The 21916-nt window shown below is 53.7% G+C and carries 13 protein-coding genes; 7 read left to right on the top strand and 6 right to left on the bottom strand.

What is annotated here, in order from left to right; genetic code table 11:
* Window positions 1-13: 13 nt before the first annotated feature.
* From rimM to ffh, 3 genes are all read right to left on the bottom strand, one after another.
* Window positions 14-562, bottom strand: coding sequence for a ribosome maturation factor RimM (gene rimM / locus E4Z61_RS22765; RefSeq protein WP_135324693.1), 549 nt, complete (start codon window positions 560-562; stop codon window positions 14-16).
* A gap of 18 nt (window positions 563-580) precedes the next feature.
* Window positions 581-829, bottom strand: a complete 249-nt coding sequence (rpsP, locus tag E4Z61_RS22760) for a 30S ribosomal protein S16 (RefSeq protein ID WP_135324692.1) — start codon at window positions 827-829, stop codon at window positions 581-583.
* Window positions 830-1141: 312 nt separating this feature from the next.
* Entirely contained in the window at window positions 1142-2503 is a 1362-nt protein-coding gene (gene ffh / locus E4Z61_RS22755; protein WP_135324691.1) for a signal recognition particle protein, read from the bottom strand.
* Between the two features lie 165 nt (window positions 2504-2668).
* On the opposite strand from ffh, the gene E4Z61_RS22750 reads away from it, so the two are divergent.
* Window positions 2669-3460: a cytochrome C assembly family protein gene (locus tag E4Z61_RS22750; protein ID WP_135324690.1), complete on the top strand. Its 792-nt coding sequence runs from the start codon at window positions 2669-2671 to the stop codon at window positions 3458-3460.
* Window positions 3461-3478: 18 nt separating this feature from the next.
* A complete protein-coding gene (locus E4Z61_RS22745) occupies window positions 3479-4771 on the top strand; it encodes an HlyC/CorC family transporter (protein WP_135324689.1) in 1293 nt (430 codons plus the stop codon).
* Between the two features lie 49 nt (window positions 4772-4820).
* Here E4Z61_RS22745 and grpE read toward each other — a convergent pair whose 3' ends face one another.
* Window positions 4821-5414, bottom strand: coding sequence for a nucleotide exchange factor GrpE (gene grpE / locus E4Z61_RS22740; protein WP_135324688.1), 594 nt, complete (start codon window positions 5412-5414; stop codon window positions 4821-4823).
* Between the two features lie 121 nt (window positions 5415-5535).
* On the opposite strand from grpE, the gene nadK reads away from it, so the two are divergent.
* The 3 genes from nadK to bamE all read left to right on the top strand — a co-directional run bounded on the left by nadK (window position 5536) and on the right by bamE (window position 8655).
* Complete coding sequence (gene nadK, locus E4Z61_RS22730) at window positions 5536-6414, top strand: NAD(+) kinase (RefSeq protein ID WP_135324686.1); 879 nt, start codon at window positions 5536-5538, stop codon at window positions 6412-6414.
* 85 nt (window positions 6415-6499) lie between these two features.
* Complete coding sequence (gene recN / locus E4Z61_RS22725) at window positions 6500-8161, top strand: DNA repair protein RecN (RefSeq protein WP_135324685.1); 1662 nt, start codon at window positions 6500-6502, stop codon at window positions 8159-8161.
* 149 nt (window positions 8162-8310) lie between these two features.
* On the top strand, window positions 8311-8655 hold the full coding sequence (gene bamE, locus E4Z61_RS22720) for an outer membrane protein assembly factor BamE (protein WP_135324684.1): 345 nt from the start codon (window positions 8311-8313) through the stop codon (window positions 8653-8655).
* Between the two features lie 48 nt (window positions 8656-8703).
* Here bamE and E4Z61_RS22715 read toward each other — a convergent pair whose 3' ends face one another.
* Together E4Z61_RS22715 and ratA are read right to left on the bottom strand one after the other, a co-directional pair.
* On the bottom strand, window positions 8704-8982 hold the full coding sequence (locus tag E4Z61_RS22715) for an RnfH family protein (protein WP_420808718.1): 279 nt from the start codon (window positions 8980-8982) through the stop codon (window positions 8704-8706).
* A gap of 1 nt (window position 8983) precedes the next feature.
* Window positions 8984-9427 carry a type II toxin-antitoxin system toxin RatA gene (gene ratA / locus E4Z61_RS22710; RefSeq protein WP_045446395.1) on the bottom strand — a complete coding sequence of 148 codons (444 nt, stop codon included), beginning with the start codon at window positions 9425-9427 and terminating at the stop codon, window positions 8984-8986.
* Between the two features lie 154 nt (window positions 9428-9581).
* Between ratA and smpB the strand changes: the two genes are divergently transcribed.
* Window positions 9582-10064, top strand: a complete 483-nt coding sequence (smpB, locus tag E4Z61_RS22705) for an SsrA-binding protein SmpB (protein ID WP_096759347.1) — start codon at window positions 9582-9584, stop codon at window positions 10062-10064.
* 577 nt (window positions 10065-10641) lie between these two features.
* On the top strand, window positions 10642-21840 hold the full coding sequence (locus E4Z61_RS22700; protein ID WP_135324682.1) for a BapA/Bap/LapF family large adhesin: 11199 nt from the start codon (window positions 10642-10644) through the stop codon (window positions 21838-21840).
* Window positions 21841-21916: the final 76 nt, after the last annotated feature.

Genomic DNA, 21916 nt, shown 5'->3' with positions numbered 1-21916 from the left:
TTTATCCGGTGGTTTAAAAACCAGGATCCCAATCTACTTCGATAGTACGAGTAGTGAGATCGACTTTCTTGATAACCTGCCCATCGAGGAACGGTACTAAACGTTCCTTGATACCAAACGCATCTTTCAGGTTTGCCTTGATGACGATTACGTCATTCGAACCGGTTTCCATCATATCGACGACTTTACCGAGTTCGTAGCCTTCAGTGGTCACTACCTGGCAGCCCATAAGGTCTTTCCAGTAGTAAGTGCCATCATCCAGCGCTGGCAACTGCGAGGAATCTACGACAATTTCACAATTAGTCAGTACGTTCGCCGCATCACGATCGTCAATACCTTTCAGCTTGATGATCAAATCCTGATTGTGGTGCTTCCAGCTTTCCAGCTGTACTTGCTGCCACTGACCCGCCTTCTGGATAAACCAGGGCTGATAGTCAAAAATGCTTTCGGCGTCTTCAGTGGAAGAAAACACTCTGAGCCAACCACGGATACCGTAAGGAGACCCCATTTTCCCCAGAACTAAGGGTTCCACGGGCGCCTGTGCGGCGAGTTGCTTGCTCATCATGACCACCGTGACAGATTAAGCTGCTTTGTTTGCTGCTTTGATCAGCGTAGCTACGCGATCAGAAATAGTCGCGCCCTGGCCAACCCAGTGAGCGATACGATCCAGATCCAGGCGAGTGCCTTCTTCTTTTTCGTTAGCGATTGGGTTAAAGAAGCCAACGCGCTCAATGAAGCGACCGTTGCGTGCATTACGGCTGTCAGTAACAACAACCTGGTAGAACGGACGCTTTTTAGCGCCGTGACGAGCTAAACGAATAGTAACCATAACATCCTCTTGTGTGAATAAAACACCGGGCCCCATCGAGGGAAGGGACCCGGTGTCATATTAAAAGCCCGAAAATTTTACTGATTTCTGGGAAAAAAGCAATCAACATGTGATGAAGCTTTATACCAGGGCGTTACCGTTGCGGCCAGTTTGGCGTCGGCGTGCGCACAGAAAGCGGAGCGTACACGCAGTACGTGAGCATTTACTCGCTCCGCTCGCCCTGCGGGCCGCCCTGAAGTGCGTTCAAAACACTATAGTGTTTTGTTGAGCACACTCCGGCGTAAAAATGGCAAATAAGGTAGCCCGATATATTTATCTACCAGGGAAGCCTGGCGGCATCATGCCCTTCATATTCCGCATCATCTTGGCCATCCCGCCCTTCTTCATTTTCTTCATCATGCGCTGCATGTCGTCGAACTGTTTCAGAAGGCGGTTAACATCCTGGACCTGCATACCGCAGCCCTGTGCGATACGGCGCTTACGGGAACCTTTAATGATTTCCGGCTTGGCGCGTTCTTTCATCGTCATCGAGTTGATGATGGCTTCCATACGCACCAGCACTTTATCGTCCATCTGCGATTTCACGTTATCAGGGATCTGACCCATGCCCGGCAGCTTGCCCATCAGGCTTGCCATGCCGCCCATGTTTTTCATCTGTTTAAGCTGTTCTAAGAAGTCGTTCAGGTCGAAACCGTCGCCCTTCTTCAGCTTGGTCGCCAGCTTCTCAGCCTGCGCGCGATCAACCTTGCTTTCGATATCTTCGATCAGCGACAGTACGTCGCCCATGCCAAGGATACGCGAAGCAATACGATCCGGGTGGAATGGCTCCAGCGCTTCGGTTTTCTCACCGACACCGAGGAACTTAATCGGTTTGCCAGTGATATGACGAATAGAGAGCGCAGCACCACCACGGGCATCACCATCGACTTTAGTCAGTACCACACCGGTTAACGGCAGCGCTTCGTTAAACGCTTTGGCGGTATTCGCAGCATCCTGACCGGTCATGGCATCGACAACAAACAGCGTTTCTACCGGATTGATAGACGCGTGGACCTGTTTGATTTCGTCCATCATCGCTTCGTCAACGTGCAGACGACCGGCGGTATCCACCAGCAGCACGTCGTAGAATTTCAGCTTCGCTTCTTTCAGCGCGGCGTTAACGATATCGACCGGTTTCTGACCAACGTCTGACGGGAAGAAGTCGACCTCAACCTGCTCAGCCAGCGTTTCCAGCTGTTTGATCGCCGCCGGGCGATAAACGTCGGCGGAGACGACCAGCACTTTCTTCTTGTGCTTCTCGCGCAGGAATTTACCCAGCTTCGCCACGCTGGTCGTTTTACCTGCGCCCTGCAGACCCGCCATCAGCACAACGGCTGGCGGCTGAGCAGCCAGATTCAGGGTCTGGTTCTCTTCGCCCATCGCCGCAACCAGTTCGCTACGAACGATTTTGACGAACTCCTGACCTGGGGTCAGGCTTTTGTTAACTTCATGACCAACCGCTTTCTCTTTTACGCGATTGATAAACTCACGCACTACCGGCAGCGCAACGTCAGCCTCCAGCAGCGCCATGCGCACTTCGCGCAGCGTTTCTTTAACGTTGTCTTCAGTAAGGCGTCCACGGCCACTGATATTGCGCAGCGTGCGCGACAAACGATCGGTTAAATTATCAAACATTGTCTCTCGCCTGGGGTGGAAACGGTCGGTCGCTAGCGCGACACATCAACAGAATTTTGTCGCAGTATAACATGAAGCCGCCTTTGTTGTTATGCAACGGTTGGAGCAGCGGTCACGTAACGCTATACTGCTTTTCTTTATCACTGGTCAACTGTCGACACCTATATGCCCGTTTTTGCTTTGTTCGCCCTTGTCGCCTATTCCGTCAGCCTTGCGCTGATCGTTCCCGCCCTGCTGCAAAAAAACAGCGGCTGGCGGCGTATGGCTATTCTTTCTGCGGTTATCGCGCTGGTGTGCCACGCTTTTGCCCTGGAAGCGCGTATTTTGCCCGGTGGTGAGAATGGACAAAACCTGAGCCTGTTGAACGTCGGTTCGCTCGTCAGTCTGATGATCTGTACGGTAATGACCATTGTGGCCTCGCGCAATCGCGGCTGGCTGCTGCTGCCGATTGTTTATGCCTTTGCACTAATCAATCTGGCCTGCGCCACGTTTATGCCCAACGAGTACATCACCCACCTTGAAGCCACGCCGGGTATGATGGTCCACATCGGGCTATCGCTCTTATCCTATGCCACGCTGATTATTGCCGCACTGTACGCGCTGCAGCTGGCGTGGATTGATTACCAGTTGAAGAATAAAAAGCTGGCGTTCAACAATGAAATGCCGCCGCTGATGAGCATTGAGCGCAAAATGTTTCACATCACTCAGATAGGCGTGGTTCTACTGACGCTGACCCTGTGTACCGGCCTGTTTTACATGCATAACCTGTTCAGTACCGAAAATATTGATAAAGCCGTGCTCTCTATCGTGGCATGGTTTGTCTATATCGTTCTGCTGTGGGGGCATTATCATGAAGGCTGGCGCGGACGTCGTGTCGTATGGTTTAACGTCACAGGCGCCGGCATTCTGACGCTGGCCTATTTTGGAAGTCGCATACTGCAGCAGCTTGTGAGTTAAGTCTTTAAGGAACCCTACGTGGAACACATCTCCACCACCACGCTCATTGTTACGCTTCTCATCATGGTGGTTATTTCAGCCTATTTTTCCGGTTCCGAAACCGGAATGATGACCCTGAACCGCTACCGTCTGCGTCACCGGGCCAAGCAGGGGAATCGTCAGGCGAAGCGCGTTGAAAAATTACTCCATAAGCCGGACCGCCTGATAAGCCTGGTGCTCATTGGCAACAACCTGGTGAACATCCTGGCCTCCGCGCTCGGCACTATCGTCGGTATGCGTCTGTATGGTGATGCGGGCGTGGCGATTGCCACCGGGGTACTGACCTTTGTGGTGCTGGTTTTTGCTGAAGTGCTGCCAAAAACCATCGCTGCGCTATATCCAGAAAAAGTTGCCTACCCCAGCAGTTTCTTACTGGTGCCATTGCAGATTCTGATGATGCCGCTGGTTTGGCTACTGAACACCATTACCCGTCTGCTGATGCGCATGATGGGCATCAAAACGGATATCGTGGTGAGCGGTTCACTGAGTAAAGACGAACTGCGAACGCTGGTGAATGAATCACGCTCGCAAATCTCGCGCCGTAATCAGGATATGCTGCTGTCAGTACTGGATCTGGAAAAAATCAGCGTCGACGACATCATGGTTCCGCGTAACGAAATCATAGGTATTGATATCAACGACGACTGGAAATCGATCGTGCGTCAACTGTCGCATTCCCCGCACGGTCGCATTGTGCTCTACCGCGACTCGCTGGATGACACCATCAGTATGCTGCGTGTACGAGAGGCCTGGCGCCTGATGGCAGAGAAAAAAGAGTTCACCAAAGAGACCATGCTACGCGCCGCCGATGAGATCTATTACGTCCCGGAAGGTACGCCTCTCAGCACCCAGTTGATCAAATTTCAACGCAATAAAAAGAAGGTCGGCCTGGTGGTTAACGAATATGGCGACGTTCAGGGTCTGGTCACGGTCGAAGATATCCTGGAAGAAATTGTCGGCGACTTCACCACTTCCATGTCACCGACGCTTGCCGAGGAAGTCACCCCGCAAAATGACGGTTCAGTCATTATTGACGGCAGCGCCAACGTGCGCGAAATCAACAAAGCCTTTAACTGGCACTTGCCGGAAGATGATGCGCGAACCGTGAACGGGATTATTCTTGAAGCGCTGGAAGAGATCCCGGTGGCCGGTACGCGGGTGCGCATTGGTCAGTACGATATCGATATTCTCGACGTCCAGGATAATATGATTAAACAGGTGCAGGTCTTGCCAGTAAAACCGCTGCGGGAGAGCGTGGCAGACCAGGGGTAGTAATATAGCGCCGGGTAATGCAGATGCGTTATCCGGCGCTACAGGCTGATTAGCCTTTAGCTTTCGCCACAGACACCATCGCGGCACGGATGGTACGTCCGTTCAGGGTATAGCCTTTCTGCATCACCATCAGTACGTTACCGGCGGCAACGTCATCAGACTCAACCATGGCAATCGCCTGATGTACGTTCGGGTCCATCGGCACATCGATATCCGCAACCACTTGCACACCAAACTTCGCCACCACATCCAGCATCGATTTACGGGTCAGTTCGATACCTTCGATCATCGCGGCCATGGCGTCGTTGTCTTTATCCGCCACTTCCAGCGCACGGTCCAGGCTATCCAGCACCGGCAGCAGTTCGTTAACGAATTTTTCCAGCGCGAACTTATGCGCCTTTTCTACGTCCAGTTCAGTACGACGACGCAGGTTTTCCATTTCCGCTTTGATACGCAACACGTTGTCACGCTCGCGCGTTTCGGCTTCAGCAAGCTGAGCTTCCAGATTCGCAATTTTTTCATCGCGCGGATCCACCTGCTCAGCAGAAGCGTCTGATTCAACCGCCTCAACTTCTTCGTGCTGATCCATGATAATTTCTTCCGGGGCTTGCCCCTCAGGCGTTTTCTGTTCTTTACTACTCATGAATTTCTCCGCGTTTTTTCGCATTCATCTCGCTAACTTGGCTTATTATGGGGATAAGATTCAGGGATTCAAGGGAAGTACTCACATTGTCACTCATCTTCGCTACAAGGACCTCGAGAAAATGAACAAACATTTCAAGTGTATTGGCATTGTGGGGCATCCACGTCACCCCACTGCACTGACCACACATGAAATGCTTTACCGCTGGCTGTGCACAAAAGGGTATGAGGTTATCGTGGAACAACAAATCGCCCGCGAGCTGCAGCTGAAAAATGTGCAAACCGGCACGCTGGCAGAGATTGGCCAGCAGGCGGACCTCGCGGTAGTGGTTGGCGGAGATGGCAACATGCTCGGCGCAGCGCGCACCCTGGCACGTTATGATATCAAGGTCATCGGGATTAACCGTGGCAATCTTGGCTTTCTCACCGACCTTGACCCGGATAATGCGCATCAGCAGTTAGCCGACGTCCTGGAAGGCCACTACATCAGTGAGAAACGTTTTTTGCTGGAGGCCCAGGTGTGCCAGCAGGATTGCCAGAAGCGCATCAGTACCGCGATCAATGAAGTGGTTTTGCATCCGGGTAAAGTCGCGCACATGATTGAATTTGAAGTCTATATCGATGAAGTCTTTGCGTTTTCCCAGCGTTCTGACGGGCTGATTATTTCCACGCCAACCGGGTCTACCGCCTATTCGCTCTCTGCCGGTGGTCCAATCCTGACACCTTCTCTGGACGCCATTACGCTGGTGCCGATGTTCCCGCACACGCTCTCGGCGCGACCGCTGGTGATCAACAGTAGCAGCACGATTCGCCTGCGCTTCTCGCACCGCCGTAGCGATCTTGAGATCAGCTGCGACAGCCAGATTGCCCTGCCTATCCAGGAAGGTGAAGACGTGTTGATTCGCCGCTGTGACTACCACCTAAACCTGATTCACCCCAAAGACTACAGCTATTTCAACACATTAAGCACCAAGCTAGGCTGGTCAAAAAAATTATTTTAATTTAACGCCAACCTCTTTACTGTATAAAAAACCAGTTTATACTGTATGTAATTACAGTTATGGTTTTTCATACAGGAAAACAGCTATGTTAGCACAACTGACCATCAGCAATTTTGCTATCGTTCGTGAACTTGAGATCGATTTTCAGAGCGGAATGACCGTCATTACCGGCGAGACCGGGGCGGGTAAGTCCATTGCCATTGATGCCCTCGGTTTGTGCCTTGGCGGACGTGCCGATGCCGACATGGTTCGCACAGGTGCCACACGTGCCGATCTGTGCGCCCGCTTTTCCCTGAAAGACACGCCAGCGGCGCTACAATGGCTCGAAGAGAACCAGCTTGAAGAAGGCCGTGAGTGCTTGCTGCGCCGCGTTATCAGCTGTGATGGCCGCTCGCGTGGCTTTATTAACGGCACTGCGGTACCGCTGTCACAGCTTCGCGAGCTCGGCCAGTTGCTTATTCAAATCCACGGCCAGCACGCGCATCAACTCCTGACGAAATCTGAACATCAAAAATCCCTGCTGGACGGCTACGCCAATGAAGCCTCACTGATTCAGGAAATGGCGGCACGCTATCAACTGTGGCATCAGAGCTGTCGCGATCTGGCGCATCATCAACAACAAAGCCAGGAGCGTGCAGCCCGGGCAGAGCTGTTGCAATATCAGTTGAAAGAACTGAACGAATTTAATCCGCAGCCAGGTGAGTTTGAGCAGATCGATGAAGAATACAAGCGTCTGGCTAACAGCGGACAGCTGCTCACCACCAGCCAACAAGCGCTGGCTATCATGGCAGATGGCGAAGACGCTAATCTGCAAAGCCAGTTGTATACAGCAAAGCAGCTGGTGAGCGAACTGGCATGCTTGGACGGTAAGCTTTCCGGTATTCTGAACATGCTCGAAGAGGCAACCATCCAGCTCAGCGAGGCCAGCGACGAATTGCGCCACTATTGCGATCGGCTGGATCTGGACCCTAACCGGTTATTCGAACTTGAGCAGCGCATCTCTAAACAAATCTCTCTGGCGCGCAAACATCATGTCGCACCGGAAGCGCTACCGCAGTTCTATCAGTCCCTGCTGGATGAGCAACAGCAGCTTGACGATCAGGCTGATTCACTCGAAACCCTAACCCTGGCGGTGAACAATCACCACCAGCAGGCACTGGAAACAGCAAAGACGCTGCATCACCAACGCCAGCATTTTGCTCAGGAACTGGGGCAGCTCATTACAGAGAGTATGCACGCACTTTCTATGCCACACGGACTCTTTTGCATTGACGTGAAGTTCGATGAACACCATCTGAGCATAGACGGTGCCGATCGCATTGAATTTAAGGTCACCACTAACCCAGGTCAACCGTTACAGCCTATTGCGAAAGTCGCATCCGGCGGGGAACTGTCGCGTATCGCACTGGCAATCCAGGTAATCACCGCACGTAAAATGGAAACGCCGGCGCTAATTTTCGATGAAGTAGACGTTGGTATTAGTGGTCCGACAGCGGCAGTTGTGGGCAAGTTGCTGCGCCAACTGGGAGAATCCACGCAGGTCATGTGCGTCACGCACCTGCCGCAGGTTGCCGGTTGTGGGCACCAACACTTCTATGTCAGCAAAGAAACCGATGGCGCGATGACCGAAACGCATATGCAACCGCTGGATAAACGCGCGCGTCTGCAGGAACTCGCCCGCTTACTTGGCGGCAGCGAAGTCACACGCAATACCCTCGCAAATGCAAAAGAACTGCTGGCTGCGTAAACTTTTTTCTCTTGTAACGGTCTGAGTTCAACATAAAATCGCCGTCCGACCCGACAGCAAAAGGTTTTAAAGTGATGAAAGGTCTATTATCATCGGCATATTACATATGAGCCGCGTACTGCTCGGGCCCGAAAAGGAATCAAATCACTATGCGCTGTAAAACGCTGACTGCTGCTGCAGCAGTACTACTGATGTTGACCGCAGGCTGTTCCACTCTGGAGCGAGTGGTTTACCGTCCTGACATCAACCAGGGAAACTATCTGACTGCTAACGATGTATCCAAAGTTCGTGTGGGTATGACGCAACAGCAGGTTGCTTATGCTCTGGGTACGCCAATGATGTCCGATCCTTTTGGCACCAACACCTGGTTTTATGTGTTCCGTCAACAGCCTGGACATGAAGGCGTAACGCAACAAACACTGACGCTGACCTTTAATAGCAGTGGCGTATTGACCAACATTGATAACAAACCTGCCCTGACCGACAACAAATAGGTTTGAGAGATCAAAAAAGGTGCTCAATGAGCACCTTTTTACTGTCTGTTATTTGTTGGCGGATTTCTCAGCCCGCTTCCTGCGTAACTCTTTCGGATCGGCAATCAATGGTCGGTAGATTTCTACCCGATCGCCGTCGTATACAACATCAGCAAGTTTTACCGGTCGACTGTAGATCCCCACTTTGTTTTTGCTGAGATCGATATCAGGACGTAATTCCAACAATCCAGAAGCGCGAATAGCCTCTTCAACCGTTGCACCCTCTTGCAGCGTCACGCGCTGTAAATATTGTTTGTCGGGTAGCGCGTACGCGACTTCGACGACCATTTTAGCCGACACTGACACTGTAAACCTCTTTCGCACGCACTGTGAAGGCCTGCACCATGTTCGACGCCAGCTCTTTGAAGATACGGCCAAATGCCAGTTCGATGAGCTTGTTAGTAAACTCAAAATCGAGCTGAAACTCAATGCGGCACGCGTCCTGACTGAGCGGCGTAAACTTCCACCCACCAATGAGTTTTTTGAAAGGACCATCGACCAGATGCATCAAGATACTCTGGTTATTAGTCAACTGATTGCGCGTGGTGAACGTTTTGCTAATCCCTGCTTTAGAAACATCCACCGCTGCCGTCATCTGTCCCGGAGTCGACTCCAGAACGCGGCTTCCGGTGCAACCCGGTAAAAACTGGGGATAGGATTTAACATCATTCACTAGCTGATACATCTGTTCCGCACTGTAAGGCACTAAAGCGGTCCGGCTAATCTGAGGCATAACAATTTCCATCTATATCAATCGAGCAAATAATACCATTTATCATCCGCTAAAAAAAACGCTATAGCCCAACTCGTGCTAAGATAGCGCCTTGCGCCCCGCTGGATGAAATGGGGTGTTTTTCGATTCCAGATTACCTATACTGAGCGGCATTATGACGAAGAAAAAAGCACACAAACCTGGCTCAGCCACAATCGCGCTTAACAAGCGCGCACGACACGAATACTTTATCGAAGAAGAGTTCGAAGCTGGACTCGCTCTGCAGGGCTGGGAAGTCAAATCCCTGCGCGCGGGTAAAGCCAACATTAGCGACAGCTACGTCATTCTTAAAGACGGTGAAGCTTATCTGTTTGGCGCCAACTTCATCCCAATGGCGGTTGCCTCAACGCACGTGGTCTGCGATCCCACTCGTACCCGTAAGCTACTGTTAAACCAACGTGAGCTCGACTCGCTATATGGTCGAATGAACCGCGAGGGTTACACCGTGGTTGCGCTGTCACTGTACTGGAAAAATGCCTGGTGCAAAGTGAAAATTGGCGTCGCTAAAGGTAAGAAGCAGCACGACAAACGCTCCGATGTGAAAGAGCGTGAGTGGCAGGTAGACAAAGCACGTATTATGAAAAATGCTGGCAGATAACCCATTTTTTGTGACCAGTCTCTCATCATGGGACTGGTCCTTATTTTTTAGTTATTGAAGCCACCTCGATATATTCACCAATCTTATAGTTAAATATCGCTGAATCGTTCAAACAACAAATAATTTACGCATTTATTTCTTGCCGCTCATAGACTAATAAAATAAAACATCAAGAACTGTCTCACTCTATTTCTCCCTCATTTAAATAACACTATTATTACTGATGTTTATTATATACCAGCACATGTAATGAACAATTAAAATCATTAAAATACAACAAGATATAAAAAACCCTACACCGCAAAACAGCCAACTCTAATTTACCTGAAATATCACTATATGTTTTTATTATGAATAAGTTGCAGAATACTTTCTTTCTGACTATATCATCTAATACAAAAGAACTATTCAACGTCGAGGCCGACTCTTATTTACTAAAAAACCAACATCACTATGACCTAATCAATGAAACCACATGTGTAAATTCATCTTCAGGATGAACGGGGCACCTGTCTGCTCATTTTCCCAGAACGCTGTTGCGGATTAATTCCCCCGGCAAGCCATCAGGAGTGAACATATGCGTCATCTCGCCGTTGTATCAAAGTTGACTGGTGTATCCACGAATGTTGAAACCTCAGAAGTGACGCTCAGTACACCGTCCATCGTGAAGTTGTCAGTTTCGCGTGAGGACATCAGCCAACTGACCCGTATTAACCAGGATCTGGTGGTCACACTCCGCTCAGGTGAAACCATCACCATTAAAAATTTCTACACTGGAAAAGGTGATGCGCAAAACCAACTCGTTCTGGAAGATAGCAATGGCGCACTGTGGTGGGTTCAGGATACTGATGGCGCTTTCCACTTCCAGCATCTGGACGATCTCACTCCGCTGATGACGACCGAAGGCAGCCATGAAGGTGGCGCTGTATGGCCCTGGGTTCTTGGTGGGATCGCGGTCGCTGGTGGAATAGGCCTCGCTGCGGGTGGTGGTGGTGGAGGTGGTGGTGGCGGGAGCGACAACAACGCTGGAAACGGTAATGGTGGCAATGGCAATGGTAGTGGCGGCAACGGTAATGGAGGCGGCGATGACGGTGAGCCACCAACGACAACCCCCAACGTGCCAGACGTGCCCGTTATCACCAGCGTACTTGATGACCAGGAACTGATTACCGGCCTCGTTAATCAACAGGAATCGACCAACGACAACAGACCTACACTCTTGGGTACCGGCCCCGCGAATGCCACCCTACATATTTTTGATAATGGCATCGAAATAGGCCAGGTCACTGTAGATGCAAACGGCAACTGGTCGTTTACCCCCTCATCTCCGCTCGCAGACGGCACTCACCAGTTTACCGTCAGCGCCTCAAATAATGCGGGCAACAGCGAAATGTCGGACAGTTGGGACATTATCGTCGATACGCTGGCCCCGGATGCCCCTTTGGTCACAGAAGAAACTGACAATGTCGGCTCCATTACAGGCCTGATAGGCAATAACGGTGTGACCGACGATGCCACACCGACGCTCACAGGCACCGGCGAAGCAGGTAGTTTTATCAGCATCACTGATAACGGTATTCTGATTGGCATGGTCCTGGTTGATGACAATGGCAACTGGACTTTTACACCGGATATACCGCTCAGCGATGGTGTTCACAATCTGACGCTGACGCAAACTGATGCTGCGGGTAACGTGAGCAGCGAAACAACCGTGCCAACATTTACCGTTGATACCACGCCACCGGAAGGTGCGATTATATCAAGCGTAAATCTTGAAGGTACGACGGTAATGGGTCGTGCAGAGGCAGGAAGCCTGGTTATGATCATTGGTAGCAATAATCAGGTTCTGGGTTCAATAACGGTCGATCAAACCGGCAATTTCGCCATCGCGATTTCCCCCTCACAAACGCACGGCGAAGCGCTAATCGCTAAGATTCAGGACCAGGCAGGAAACATCGGGCCAGATACCCCATTCAATGCGACGAACTCTGGCTATCCTGGCGTACCGGTTATCGTCAGCGTGATGGATAACGTCGACCCATCAACCGGGTCATTGAGCAACAACCAGGCTACCAACGATGATACCCCTACGCTTTCCGGCACCGCCGACGCCAACAGCACGGTTACTATTTACGACAACGGCATACTTATCGTCAGCGTACTGGCTGACGGTAACGGCAACTGGACATGGACTTCCAGCTCCCCGTTATCAGACGAGCTACACGCCTTCAGCGCCACCGCGACAAACCAGTCAGGTACAGGAGGCATGTCACCAGCGTTCAATATCAGCATCGACACCCAGCCACCGTCGCCACCTGATGATCTCAACGTATCTGCTGATGGAACCGTCGTTACCGGAACGACCGAGCCTGGTAATACCGTGGTGATCACCGACGCTAGCAATAACCCTATCGGCAACGGCGTCGCCGGGGCGGATGGGTCATTTACCATCACAATCAACCCGCCGCAGACCAATGGCGAAACCATTAAAGCCATCGCGACCGATCTGGCAGGAAACCCAAGCCTGCCGGAAACGGCGCTTGCGCCAGACATTACCGCGCCACAACCCCCAACAAACCTGTTAGTTAATGGCACTGGCGACCAGGTCACCGGCAAGGCCGAACCCAGCAGTACGGTCAATATTCTGGATCCGGATGGCAATATCATTGGAACGGCAACTGCCAATACGGATGGGGATTTCACCGCAACGCTGGTTCCGCCACAAACCAACGGCGAGACCCTTACGGCAAATGCGACCGATGCCGCAGGCAACAAGGGCGGTAACGCCTCTGTCAACGCACCGGACACCACCGCTCCTGATGCACCGACAGATGTTCTCGTCGCAGGAAATGGTGGAGCGGTTAGCGGGCATGCTGAAGCGGGAAGCACCGTCACCATCAAAGACAGCAACGGAGCTACTATTGGCGTGGGTCAGGCGGACAGCGGCGGCAATTTCACCGTCCAGATCACCCCAGCGAAAATCAACAATGAAACAGTAAACGTCACCGCAACGGACAGCACTGGCAACGAAAGCCTGCCAACTTCGGCTGTTGCCCCGGATCTCACCGCGCCAAACCAACCTATTATTATCGCCGTCACTGACGATGTCGCTGATTTCACCGGCCCCATTAGTAACAACGGATCCACTAACGACGATAAACCCAAAATCGAGGGCACCGCCGAGGCAGGGTCTCAGGTCAAAATTTATGATAATGGCATTTTGTTAACCACTGTCACCGCCGATATCAACGGCAACTGGAACTACACCCCCACCACGGCGCTGAGCCAGGGTGCGCATGTCTTTACGGTAACGGCAACCGATGCCGCCAACAACACCAGCACTGCCGCCAGTTGGAAAATCATTGTCGACAGCATAGCCCCCAGCGTACCGGCCATTACGCTTATCAGCGATGACGTTGGCAGCATCACCGGAGATATCGCCAATAACAACTGGATCACCAACGACAAAACGCCAACAATCTCAGGAACCGGTGAGCCCGGCTCGCTGGTAACGCTGTATGATAATGGCCTGCAAATGGCAGTCTTTTTTATCGACAGGTCGGGCACCTGGAGTTATACCGTCCCAACAGATGAGGCGCTTGACGATCGTGTCCACCGTTTTACGGTGACCGCAACGGATGCCGCCGGGAACGTTGTCACTTCCCCCAATCCTGTCATCGTGACCGTTGATACCCTGGCACCCACAGCGCCCGTCATTGTGAGCGCCACGGACGACGTTGGGAATTCACCCGTCGATCTGAGCACCAATAGCCGTTCAAACGATACCCTGCCGCTGCTGAAAGGTACCGGGTTAGCCGGCTCTACCATTACGCTCTACGATGGTGCCACGCCAATAGGTACCACCACGGTCCTGGCAGGAGGAAGCTGGAGTTTCCAGGTTACTCAACCGTTGAGTGAAGGGCCACATACGCTGTCGGCTATCGCAACCGACGCGGCGGGTAACGCCAGTAGCGCCGGGAACTTCACGCTGACCATTGATACAACTCCCCCCGTCGCCCCTGTCATCTCATCAGCGGAAGGTCTGGTTGGCAGCACCACACAGACGCTGATTAACGGTGGCAGCACGAAAAGCGTCGAACCCACACTTTCCGGAACCGGCGAACCGGGTGCAACCATTACTATTTATGATAATAACGCCCCGATTGGCACTACCCTCGTACAGCCAAATGGGACATGGACTTTTACGCCAGACGCTCCGCTTCTGGACGGCCCACACAAATTCACCGCCACGGCGACTGACGTAGCAGGCAATGTGGGGATCCCATCCGCTGGCTTTACGCTGACGGTGGATAATCTACCACCAGCGAAACCCGAACCACCGACCATCACTGATGATGCCAATCCGATAACCGGAATTATCACCAACGGCATCACCAACGATACCACGCCAACCTTTAGCGGTACGGGAAGCGCCGGGGATCTGATTACCATTTATCTTAGCGGTACTCCGCCATTGCAAGGTACGGCAACGGTTGGCGCAGACGGCACCTGGAGCTTTACGCCCCCCGCCCCTGTAGCCCCAGGCAGTTACCAGATAACCGTCACCGCAACCGATCCAGCTGGCAACGTCAGCCTGCCATCAGTAGCGACCAACCTGGAAATCGACACCACGCCATCTGCTCCTCCGGTTATTATCGCCGCCAATGATAACGTCGGCGGTTTCCAGGGGGATCTCGCCCCCAACGCGATAACCGATGACACAACCCCAACCATTCGCGGAACCGGCATCAGCGGAGACATCATCACCCTGTACAACGGCAGTACGGTGATCGGCACCACAACGGTGGTTGGCGGCGTCTGGAGTATCACTCCCGGAACTGCGCTAGCAAACGGAAGCTACACACTGACCGCCACCGCCACCGATGCGGCAGGTAACGCCAGCGGCAGCTCAAACAGCGTCTCGTTTACGGTTAACACAACAACGCTGACTCAGCCGCAGGTAACGAATATTCAGGATAACGTCGGGGTCATTACCGGTTCACTGACCAGCGGCGGTGTGACGGACGATACCACCCCGACGATTAGTGGGACCGGCACGCCGGGCAGTACCGTATTCATTTATGAGGGTAGCAATCCTGTTGCTACTGCCACCGTTGCCGCAAATGGCACCTGGAGTGTGGATGTTTCCCTCACACCAAATACCACCCACACGCTAACTTTCGGTGCCGAAGATGCCGCTGGTAACGTGCTGGCGGCAGGCAATCCGGTGACGTTGAAGGTTGATACGCTGCCCCCCGGCGACCCAATCGTTACTAGCATTAACCCTGATGGTACACAGGTAAGCGGTACGGCCGAAATTGGCAGCACCGTCATTATTCGCAACGGAACGACGATTCTCGGTCAGGGAGTCACAGACGGTTCAGGAAATTACTCCATCACGATTTCACCGGCGCAAACGGCAGGTCAGGCACTGAATGCCATCGCCCAGGATCCTGCGGGTAACCAGAGCAATCCCACGCCGTTTACCGCTGCCACATCCAGCGTGCCACACCCGCCGACTCTTGACATCGTGGACGACGTTGCCCCCGGCATGGGCTTTATCGGCAACGGTAAAACCACCAACGACACCTTACCGCTGTTGCAAGGAACCGCCACGGCGGGAGCAACGGTCAGCATTTTCCAGAACGGCGCACTCCTCACCACGGTAACTGCCGATGCCGTTTCTGGCGCATGGAGTTATCAACTGCCTACGGCGCTGACAAACGGCACAACTTATAATTTCAGCGTGTCACAAACCGTCAACTCAATATCCAGCGGCCAGTCACCCAATTATGCCATTACCATCGACACCACCGCGCCACTGGCACCGACCATCACCAGCATTATCGACGACGCTTCACCTGGCACCGGGTCGCTGGATAAAGGGCAAATTACCAATGACTCACGCCCAACCTTAAACGGAACCGGCGAAGCGGGCGCAACCATCACCCTCTACGATAACGGTATCGCTTATGCCACAACCACGGTAAACAGCAACGGATTCTGGAGCTTTACTCCAGCAGAAGGATTGGGAGAAGGCACGCATGACTTCACCGTGCGCGCCACCGACGCGGCGGGTAATCAGGGAGTCGCATCCGACGATTTTCGGATCATTGTCGATACCTTAGTCCCGGACGCGCCGTCCATTGTGACGGTAACGGACAACGTTGGCACGACCCAGACACTCACCTCCGGGCAGTCAACCAACGATAACACCCCGACGTTTGCTGGTGTCACCGAAGCAGACTCTGTGGTCACTATTCGCGATAATGGCGCAGTGATCGGCACGGTGATCAGCGACGGAAGTGGCAACTGGAGTTTTACGCCAGCCCCTGCGCTCAGTGAAGGCAACCACTCGCTGACGGCAACCGTCACGGATGGCGCAGGCAACATCAGCCCAGCGACGCCACCGTTCGTACTGGTCGTCGACACGCTACCGCCCGCCGCACCGCTCATCACCTCAGTCATTGACGATCAACCTGGTAATACATCGCTGGCTAACGGGCAACTGACCAACGACGCACAGCCTACGCTGAACGGCAAAGGGGAAGCCGGTGCGACGATCACGATAAAAGATAAGGGCGTCGCAATAGGTACTGCACAGGTAGACGAATCGGGCAACTGGACTTTTACACCGGAAAACGCGCTAGGTCAGGGGCAGCACGTCTTCACCGCAACGGCCACCGATCTGGCCGGTAATACCGGGGGAGCGTCTTCATCCTTTACCCTTGAACTGGATTCTATTGCTCCCGTAGCGCCGGTCATCAGTACGGTGCAAGACAACACGGCCCCTACCACTGGGCCGATCAGTAACGGTCAAACGACGAACGAAACCCGCCCGGCACTGAGTGGCAGCGGTGAAGTTGGCGCAACCATTACCGTCCTGAGCGACGGTCAGCCCATTGGCACCACCACCGTCGGCGCAGGCGGCACTTGGAGTTTTACCCCAACGGCTGCGCTGAGTAACGGTCCTCATACGCTGACCGTTACCGCCACCGACAGCGCGGGCAATACCAGTTCTGCCTCTACTGGCTTTACGCTCACGATTGATACCGTATCGCCGAACGCACCAATTATCACTCAGGTCACCGATGATGTCGGTCCGCTGACCGGAAATCTGAACAACGGTCAGGCGACAAACGATGCGCGCCCTACCCTCAGCGGCACGGCGGAGGCCAATTCAACGGTCAAAATTTACGACAACGGTACGCTGATCGGCACCGTTTCGGCAGACGGGGGCGGAGCATGGATTTTCACGCCGGGAACAGCGCTGAGCAACGGTAACCACACGCTGACAGTGACATCTACGGACGCGGCCAGCAACGTCAGCTCTTCGTCTGCCGGGTTTGCCCTCATTGTAGACACTATCATCCCGCTGGCACCGACCATCATTCAGGCATTTGATGACGTACTTCCGGGCACCGGTACGCTGTCGAGTGGTGCCTGGACCAACGACACCCGCCCCGTACTGAGCGGTTCGGCAGAGGCTAACGCCCGGATTGCCATTTACGACAATGGCACGCTGCTGACTACGGTAACGGCAACGATAGATGGCTCCTGGGAATATCTGCTCACCACGTTGGGTAACGGCCAGCATGTCTTTACCGCGATTGCCACGGATGCCGCCGGGAACGTCAGTCCCATTTCAAGCGAATTTATTATCAACGTTGACACGATCGCGCCATCAGCGCCGCTCCTGACCTCGGTTGTGGATGACGTCGCAGGCGGTGTGTTCAACGCGGGGCTTAATAACGGGCAACTGACTAACGATGCCCGACCAACGCTCAACGGTACCGCCGAAGCGGGCAGCACCGTCAGTATCTATGACGGAAGCACCCTGCTGGGCACGGCGCTGGTGCAAAGTAATAACAGTTGGGTGTTTACCCCCACCACACCGCTGGTAAATGGCGCACATACCTTTACCGTCACCGCCACCGACGCGGCAGGCAATATCAGCAGTGCGTCGGCGGGCTTCACCATTAACGTAGATAGCACCGCCCCCACGCAGCCATCAATTAGCAGTATTGTTGATGATGTCGGGCCCAACACCGGGGTGATTGGCAGCAATCAGCCTACCAATGACGCACGCCCAACGTTAAACGGCACCACGGAAGTTAACGCGCGAGTCGATATTTATGATAATGGCATCCTGGTAACCAGCGTAACGGCGGACGGCAGTGGCAACTGGAATTACACGCCACCTACGGCGCTGGGTCAGGGAACGCATTCCTTCACCATCACAGCAACAGATGCCGCAGGTAATACCAGCGGGCTATCGTCTGCCACCGCAATTGTGGTCGATACCGTCGCACCGGGTATTCCAACCGGCCTGACGGTAAACGCCAACGGGACCGCACTGACCGGCGTTGCCGAAGCGAACAGTACGGTGATCATCACCTCCAGCAGCGGAACCGTACTTGGCACCGCAACCGCCAATGCTGCCGGTAACTTCACCTTTACCTTGAATCCTCCACAAATCAGTGGGCAAACGCTGCTGGTTAGCGCTCAGGATGCCGCCGGTAACATCGGTACCCCAGGCAACGTACTGGCACCGTTTACCGGTGTTCCGCCAGCGCCGATTATTTCCAGCGTATTTGACGACGTTGGCACGATTACTGGTCTGATCGCGGCAGGGAAAACCACCAATGATACCCGTCCAGCCCTTAGCGGAACGGCGCAGGCTAACGCCATCGTCAGCCTCTACAACAACGGGTCGTTGATGGGCACAACGACCGCCGACGGCAATGGGCTCTGGAGCTTTACCCCATCCGGTGCCCTCAGCGAGGGTAACCACGCATTTACCGCCACTGCAACAAACGCCAACGGCGCAAGCGGGTTGTCGGGCTCGTTTAGCGTGATTGTGGATACCACGCCACCACCAGCACCGTCAGTGCTAATCAGCGCTGACGGAGGAACCGTCAGCGGTATTGCCGAAGCGGGCAGCACAGTGACTATCTCCCTGCCCGGCGGCGGCAGCGTAACGGCTATCGCCAACAGCAGCGGTGTTTACAGCGTCACCTTACCGGTACGCCAGATTGAAGGTCAGTCGCTGTCCGCCACTGCAACCGATGCTGCGGGTAACACCTCTTCACCAACAAACATTATCGCACCGGTATTGCCGCTGTTGGCCGAAGACAACATCACCCGCCTGGCATTACAAACCGACGTCACGGTCACTAACGAGCACAAAAGCGACTATGGTTTCCTGCTGGTCGACGCGCTGGGTAATGTGGCGAACGTGCTGGGAGACAACACTGCTGCCGTCAACTTCAGCATCCAGCCTGGCGGCAGCGGCTCCATCACCATCAATGCGGCGGCGACAGGCATTGTGCTGTCGCTACTGAGCACCATGGAGATTGTTATCCAGCGCTTTGACTCTACGCTCAACGCCTGGGTTACGGTGGTCGATACCGGTAAACCCGATTTTGCCGATCTGTTAACGCTCAGCGCCTCCGGCGTAACGCTCAACTATGACAAGCTCACCGGCGGGGACTACCGCGTGGTCAGCTACAACACCAGCCTACTGGCAACCGGTGCTTTCACCAGCCTGGACGTGGCGGTGGTCAAAACCAGCGCCGGAACCATTACCGGCGGTCTGACGGGATCCGGTAACATCATCACCGATACCGACCCCACCAACGGGCAGGATAACGCCCCTTCCGGCACGCGGGTGACGTCGATTACCGATGGCAACGGGAATACAGTGAACATCCCGGCAGGCGGAGCGGACATTCAGGGTAAGTACGGCATCCTGCATATTAACCAGGACGGCAGTTATACCTACACACTCACGAATACCTCGACATCGGTGTACGGGCGTTCCGAAAGCTTTACCTATACGCTGACGCATGGCAGTGACCACTCATCGGCAAAACTGGTGGTGACGCTGGGTCAGACCCCAACAACCAGCACTGTAACGGCGGCAGACGATGTTGCTACGCTAACTTATGGGACGCAGGTCATCGCGGTCGAGCACTTGCCGTCACAGCAAACCGGCTTCACGCTCGCCAATGTCGGTCTGGGTAATGTCCTGGACGTTAGCCTGGTAAACGGTTTGACCAACCCGATCAAATTCAACGTTGATGACGGCGCGACCCGTACATTGACCGTTCAGGCTAACGTCCTCGGCGTTACGCTTGGCGGTTTTGATCTCTATGTCTACCGCTTCAATGACGCCATTCAGCAGTATGAGCAATACCGGGTACAACCGAACTGGGTCACCGCGCTACTCGGCGGAAGCTCAAAGGCGTATACCATCACGCTGCCGGGTGGGGACTACCTGTTCTTACTTAACGCCTCCGGTGGTCTGACACTACTGACCGGCTACACCCTGAATATTCAGGCCGATCACACCTACGCGGTGGACAGCCTGAGTACCTCAACCAATGGCAACATTCTGGCCAATGATTCCGCTCCCGCTAATACGGTGATCACCGAAGTGAACGGCGTCGGGGTCAGTGGGACAGGCACCACCAGCATTGTTGGGCAGTATGGCACGCTGACTATCGATGCGAAGGGTAACTACACCTATACGCTAAAAAGCGGACTGGGTGCGGACAGCATTAATACCCCGGACAGCTTTGTGTACACGGTCAAGGCGCCAAACGGTGATATCGGCAGCGCATCCCTGAACATCAAGGCAACCCCGCAAGCGCTGGATGCCGTGAACGATACCAGCAGCCAGATGGCGGTCACCACGCTGCAGGATACTTCTCAACCCTTTAGTGATGCCAGCGTCGGCTCTGCCAGTTGGACCACGGTGCTGGGGCCCAGCTCAAAAAGCGGCTCCGGCTTCGTTGAAGTTGCGGCGGGTACGGCTGTGCAAAACGTGGTGCTGCATTTTAACGTGGCATCTTTGCTAACACTGGGCGGATTGAATGTGACCTGGGCGTTGTACGACAGCCAAGGCGTTAAAGTTGCCGGTGATTCATTTAACGGTGGATTACTGATTGGCGGCAATCTTGATATCGCCCTGAACGGACTGGTGCTGCACGCTGGTAATTATCGCCTCGATTACACCGGTAACGCCGGTGCGCTTGGGCTCGGCACCATCACCATCACCCCCAGCGTGAAAGGCGCGATAGTCGATCTTGATAACTTCGAAACCGCTGGCGCGAATAGCGTCACTGGCAATATCTATGACGGAGACCATATCGCCAGCGTGCACACCCTGCTGACGGTGATCGGTGCAGGCGGCAGCACCGCCACGCTGGATCCGCTGGGCAGTAGCACCGCCAGCGCCACCATTAATGGGTTGTATGGCAAGCTGACGATCGGCATTGATGGGCATTACACCTATGCCCTCAACAGCGATGTTTCACTGGAGTCCATCAAAACCAAAGAGACATTCACCTACACCCTTAATGACCAGAACGGCCATACCGATACCGCCTCGTTGACCATCGACATGAACCCACAGATCGTCAGCACGGTCGATGCAGATCGCCTCATCGGCAGCGTTTACGGCGATACGCTGATTTATCACCTGCTTAGCGCCAATGATGCCACCGGCGGCAACGGAACCACGGACACCTGGGCCAACTTCTCACTGGCGCAGGGAGACAAAATCGATATCGGCGACCTGCTGGTGGGCTGGAACGGGCAGAACGCCACGCTCGGCAACTATCTCACGGTAACCACCAACGGCAGTAACACCGTACTGTCCATCGACCGTGACGGTACAGGTACAACGTATCATTCGACTACCCTCGTAACACTGGAAAGCGTTCACATCACGCTCGATGAGCTGGTTCAACAAAATCATATTGTGACCTGACATTAGCGCCAAAACTTTATAACTACAGCCCCGGATGCCAAGACATTCGGGGCAATAACAGTCTTCACGGCCGTAT

Source organism: Citrobacter tructae, from assembly GCF_004684345.1.
Taxonomy (GTDB): domain Bacteria; phylum Pseudomonadota; class Gammaproteobacteria; order Enterobacterales; family Enterobacteriaceae; genus Citrobacter; species Citrobacter tructae.
Note: the sequence above shows the minus strand (reverse complement) of the source record. Positions and strands in the feature narration are given on the sequence as shown.

Excerpts from the sequence above, each read along its gene's own strand:
- rimM (WP_135324693.1), bottom strand. The coding sequence starts at position 562 with ATGAGCAAGCAACTCGCCGCACAGGCGCCCGTGGAACCCTTAGTTCTG.
- rpsP (WP_135324692.1), bottom strand. The coding sequence starts at position 829 with ATGGTTACTATTCGTTTAGCTCGTCACGGCGCTAAAAAGCGTCCGTTC.
- ffh (WP_135324691.1), bottom strand. The coding sequence starts at position 2,503 with ATGTTTGATAATTTAACCGATCGTTTGTCGCGCACGCTGCGCAATATC.
- E4Z61_RS22750 (WP_135324690.1), top strand. The coding sequence starts at position 2,669 with ATGCCCGTTTTTGCTTTGTTCGCCCTTGTCGCCTATTCCGTCAGCCTT.
- grpE (WP_135324688.1), bottom strand. The coding sequence starts at position 5,414 with ATGAGTAGTAAAGAACAGAAAACGCCTGAGGGGCAAGCCCCGGAAGAA.
- nadK (WP_135324686.1), top strand. The coding sequence starts at position 5,536 with ATGAACAAACATTTCAAGTGTATTGGCATTGTGGGGCATCCACGTCAC.
- recN (WP_135324685.1), top strand. The coding sequence starts at position 6,500 with ATGTTAGCACAACTGACCATCAGCAATTTTGCTATCGTTCGTGAACTT.
- bamE (WP_135324684.1), top strand. The coding sequence starts at position 8,311 with ATGCGCTGTAAAACGCTGACTGCTGCTGCAGCAGTACTACTGATGTTG.
- E4Z61_RS22715 (WP_420808718.1), bottom strand. The coding sequence starts at position 8,982 with ATGGTCGTCGAAGTCGCGTACGCGCTACCCGACAAACAATATTTACAG.
- ratA (WP_045446395.1), bottom strand. The coding sequence starts at position 9,427 with ATGCCTCAGATTAGCCGGACCGCTTTAGTGCCTTACAGTGCGGAACAG.
- smpB (WP_096759347.1), top strand. The coding sequence starts at position 9,582 with ATGACGAAGAAAAAAGCACACAAACCTGGCTCAGCCACAATCGCGCTT.
- E4Z61_RS22700 (WP_135324682.1), top strand. The coding sequence starts at position 10,642 with ATGCGTCATCTCGCCGTTGTATCAAAGTTGACTGGTGTATCCACGAAT.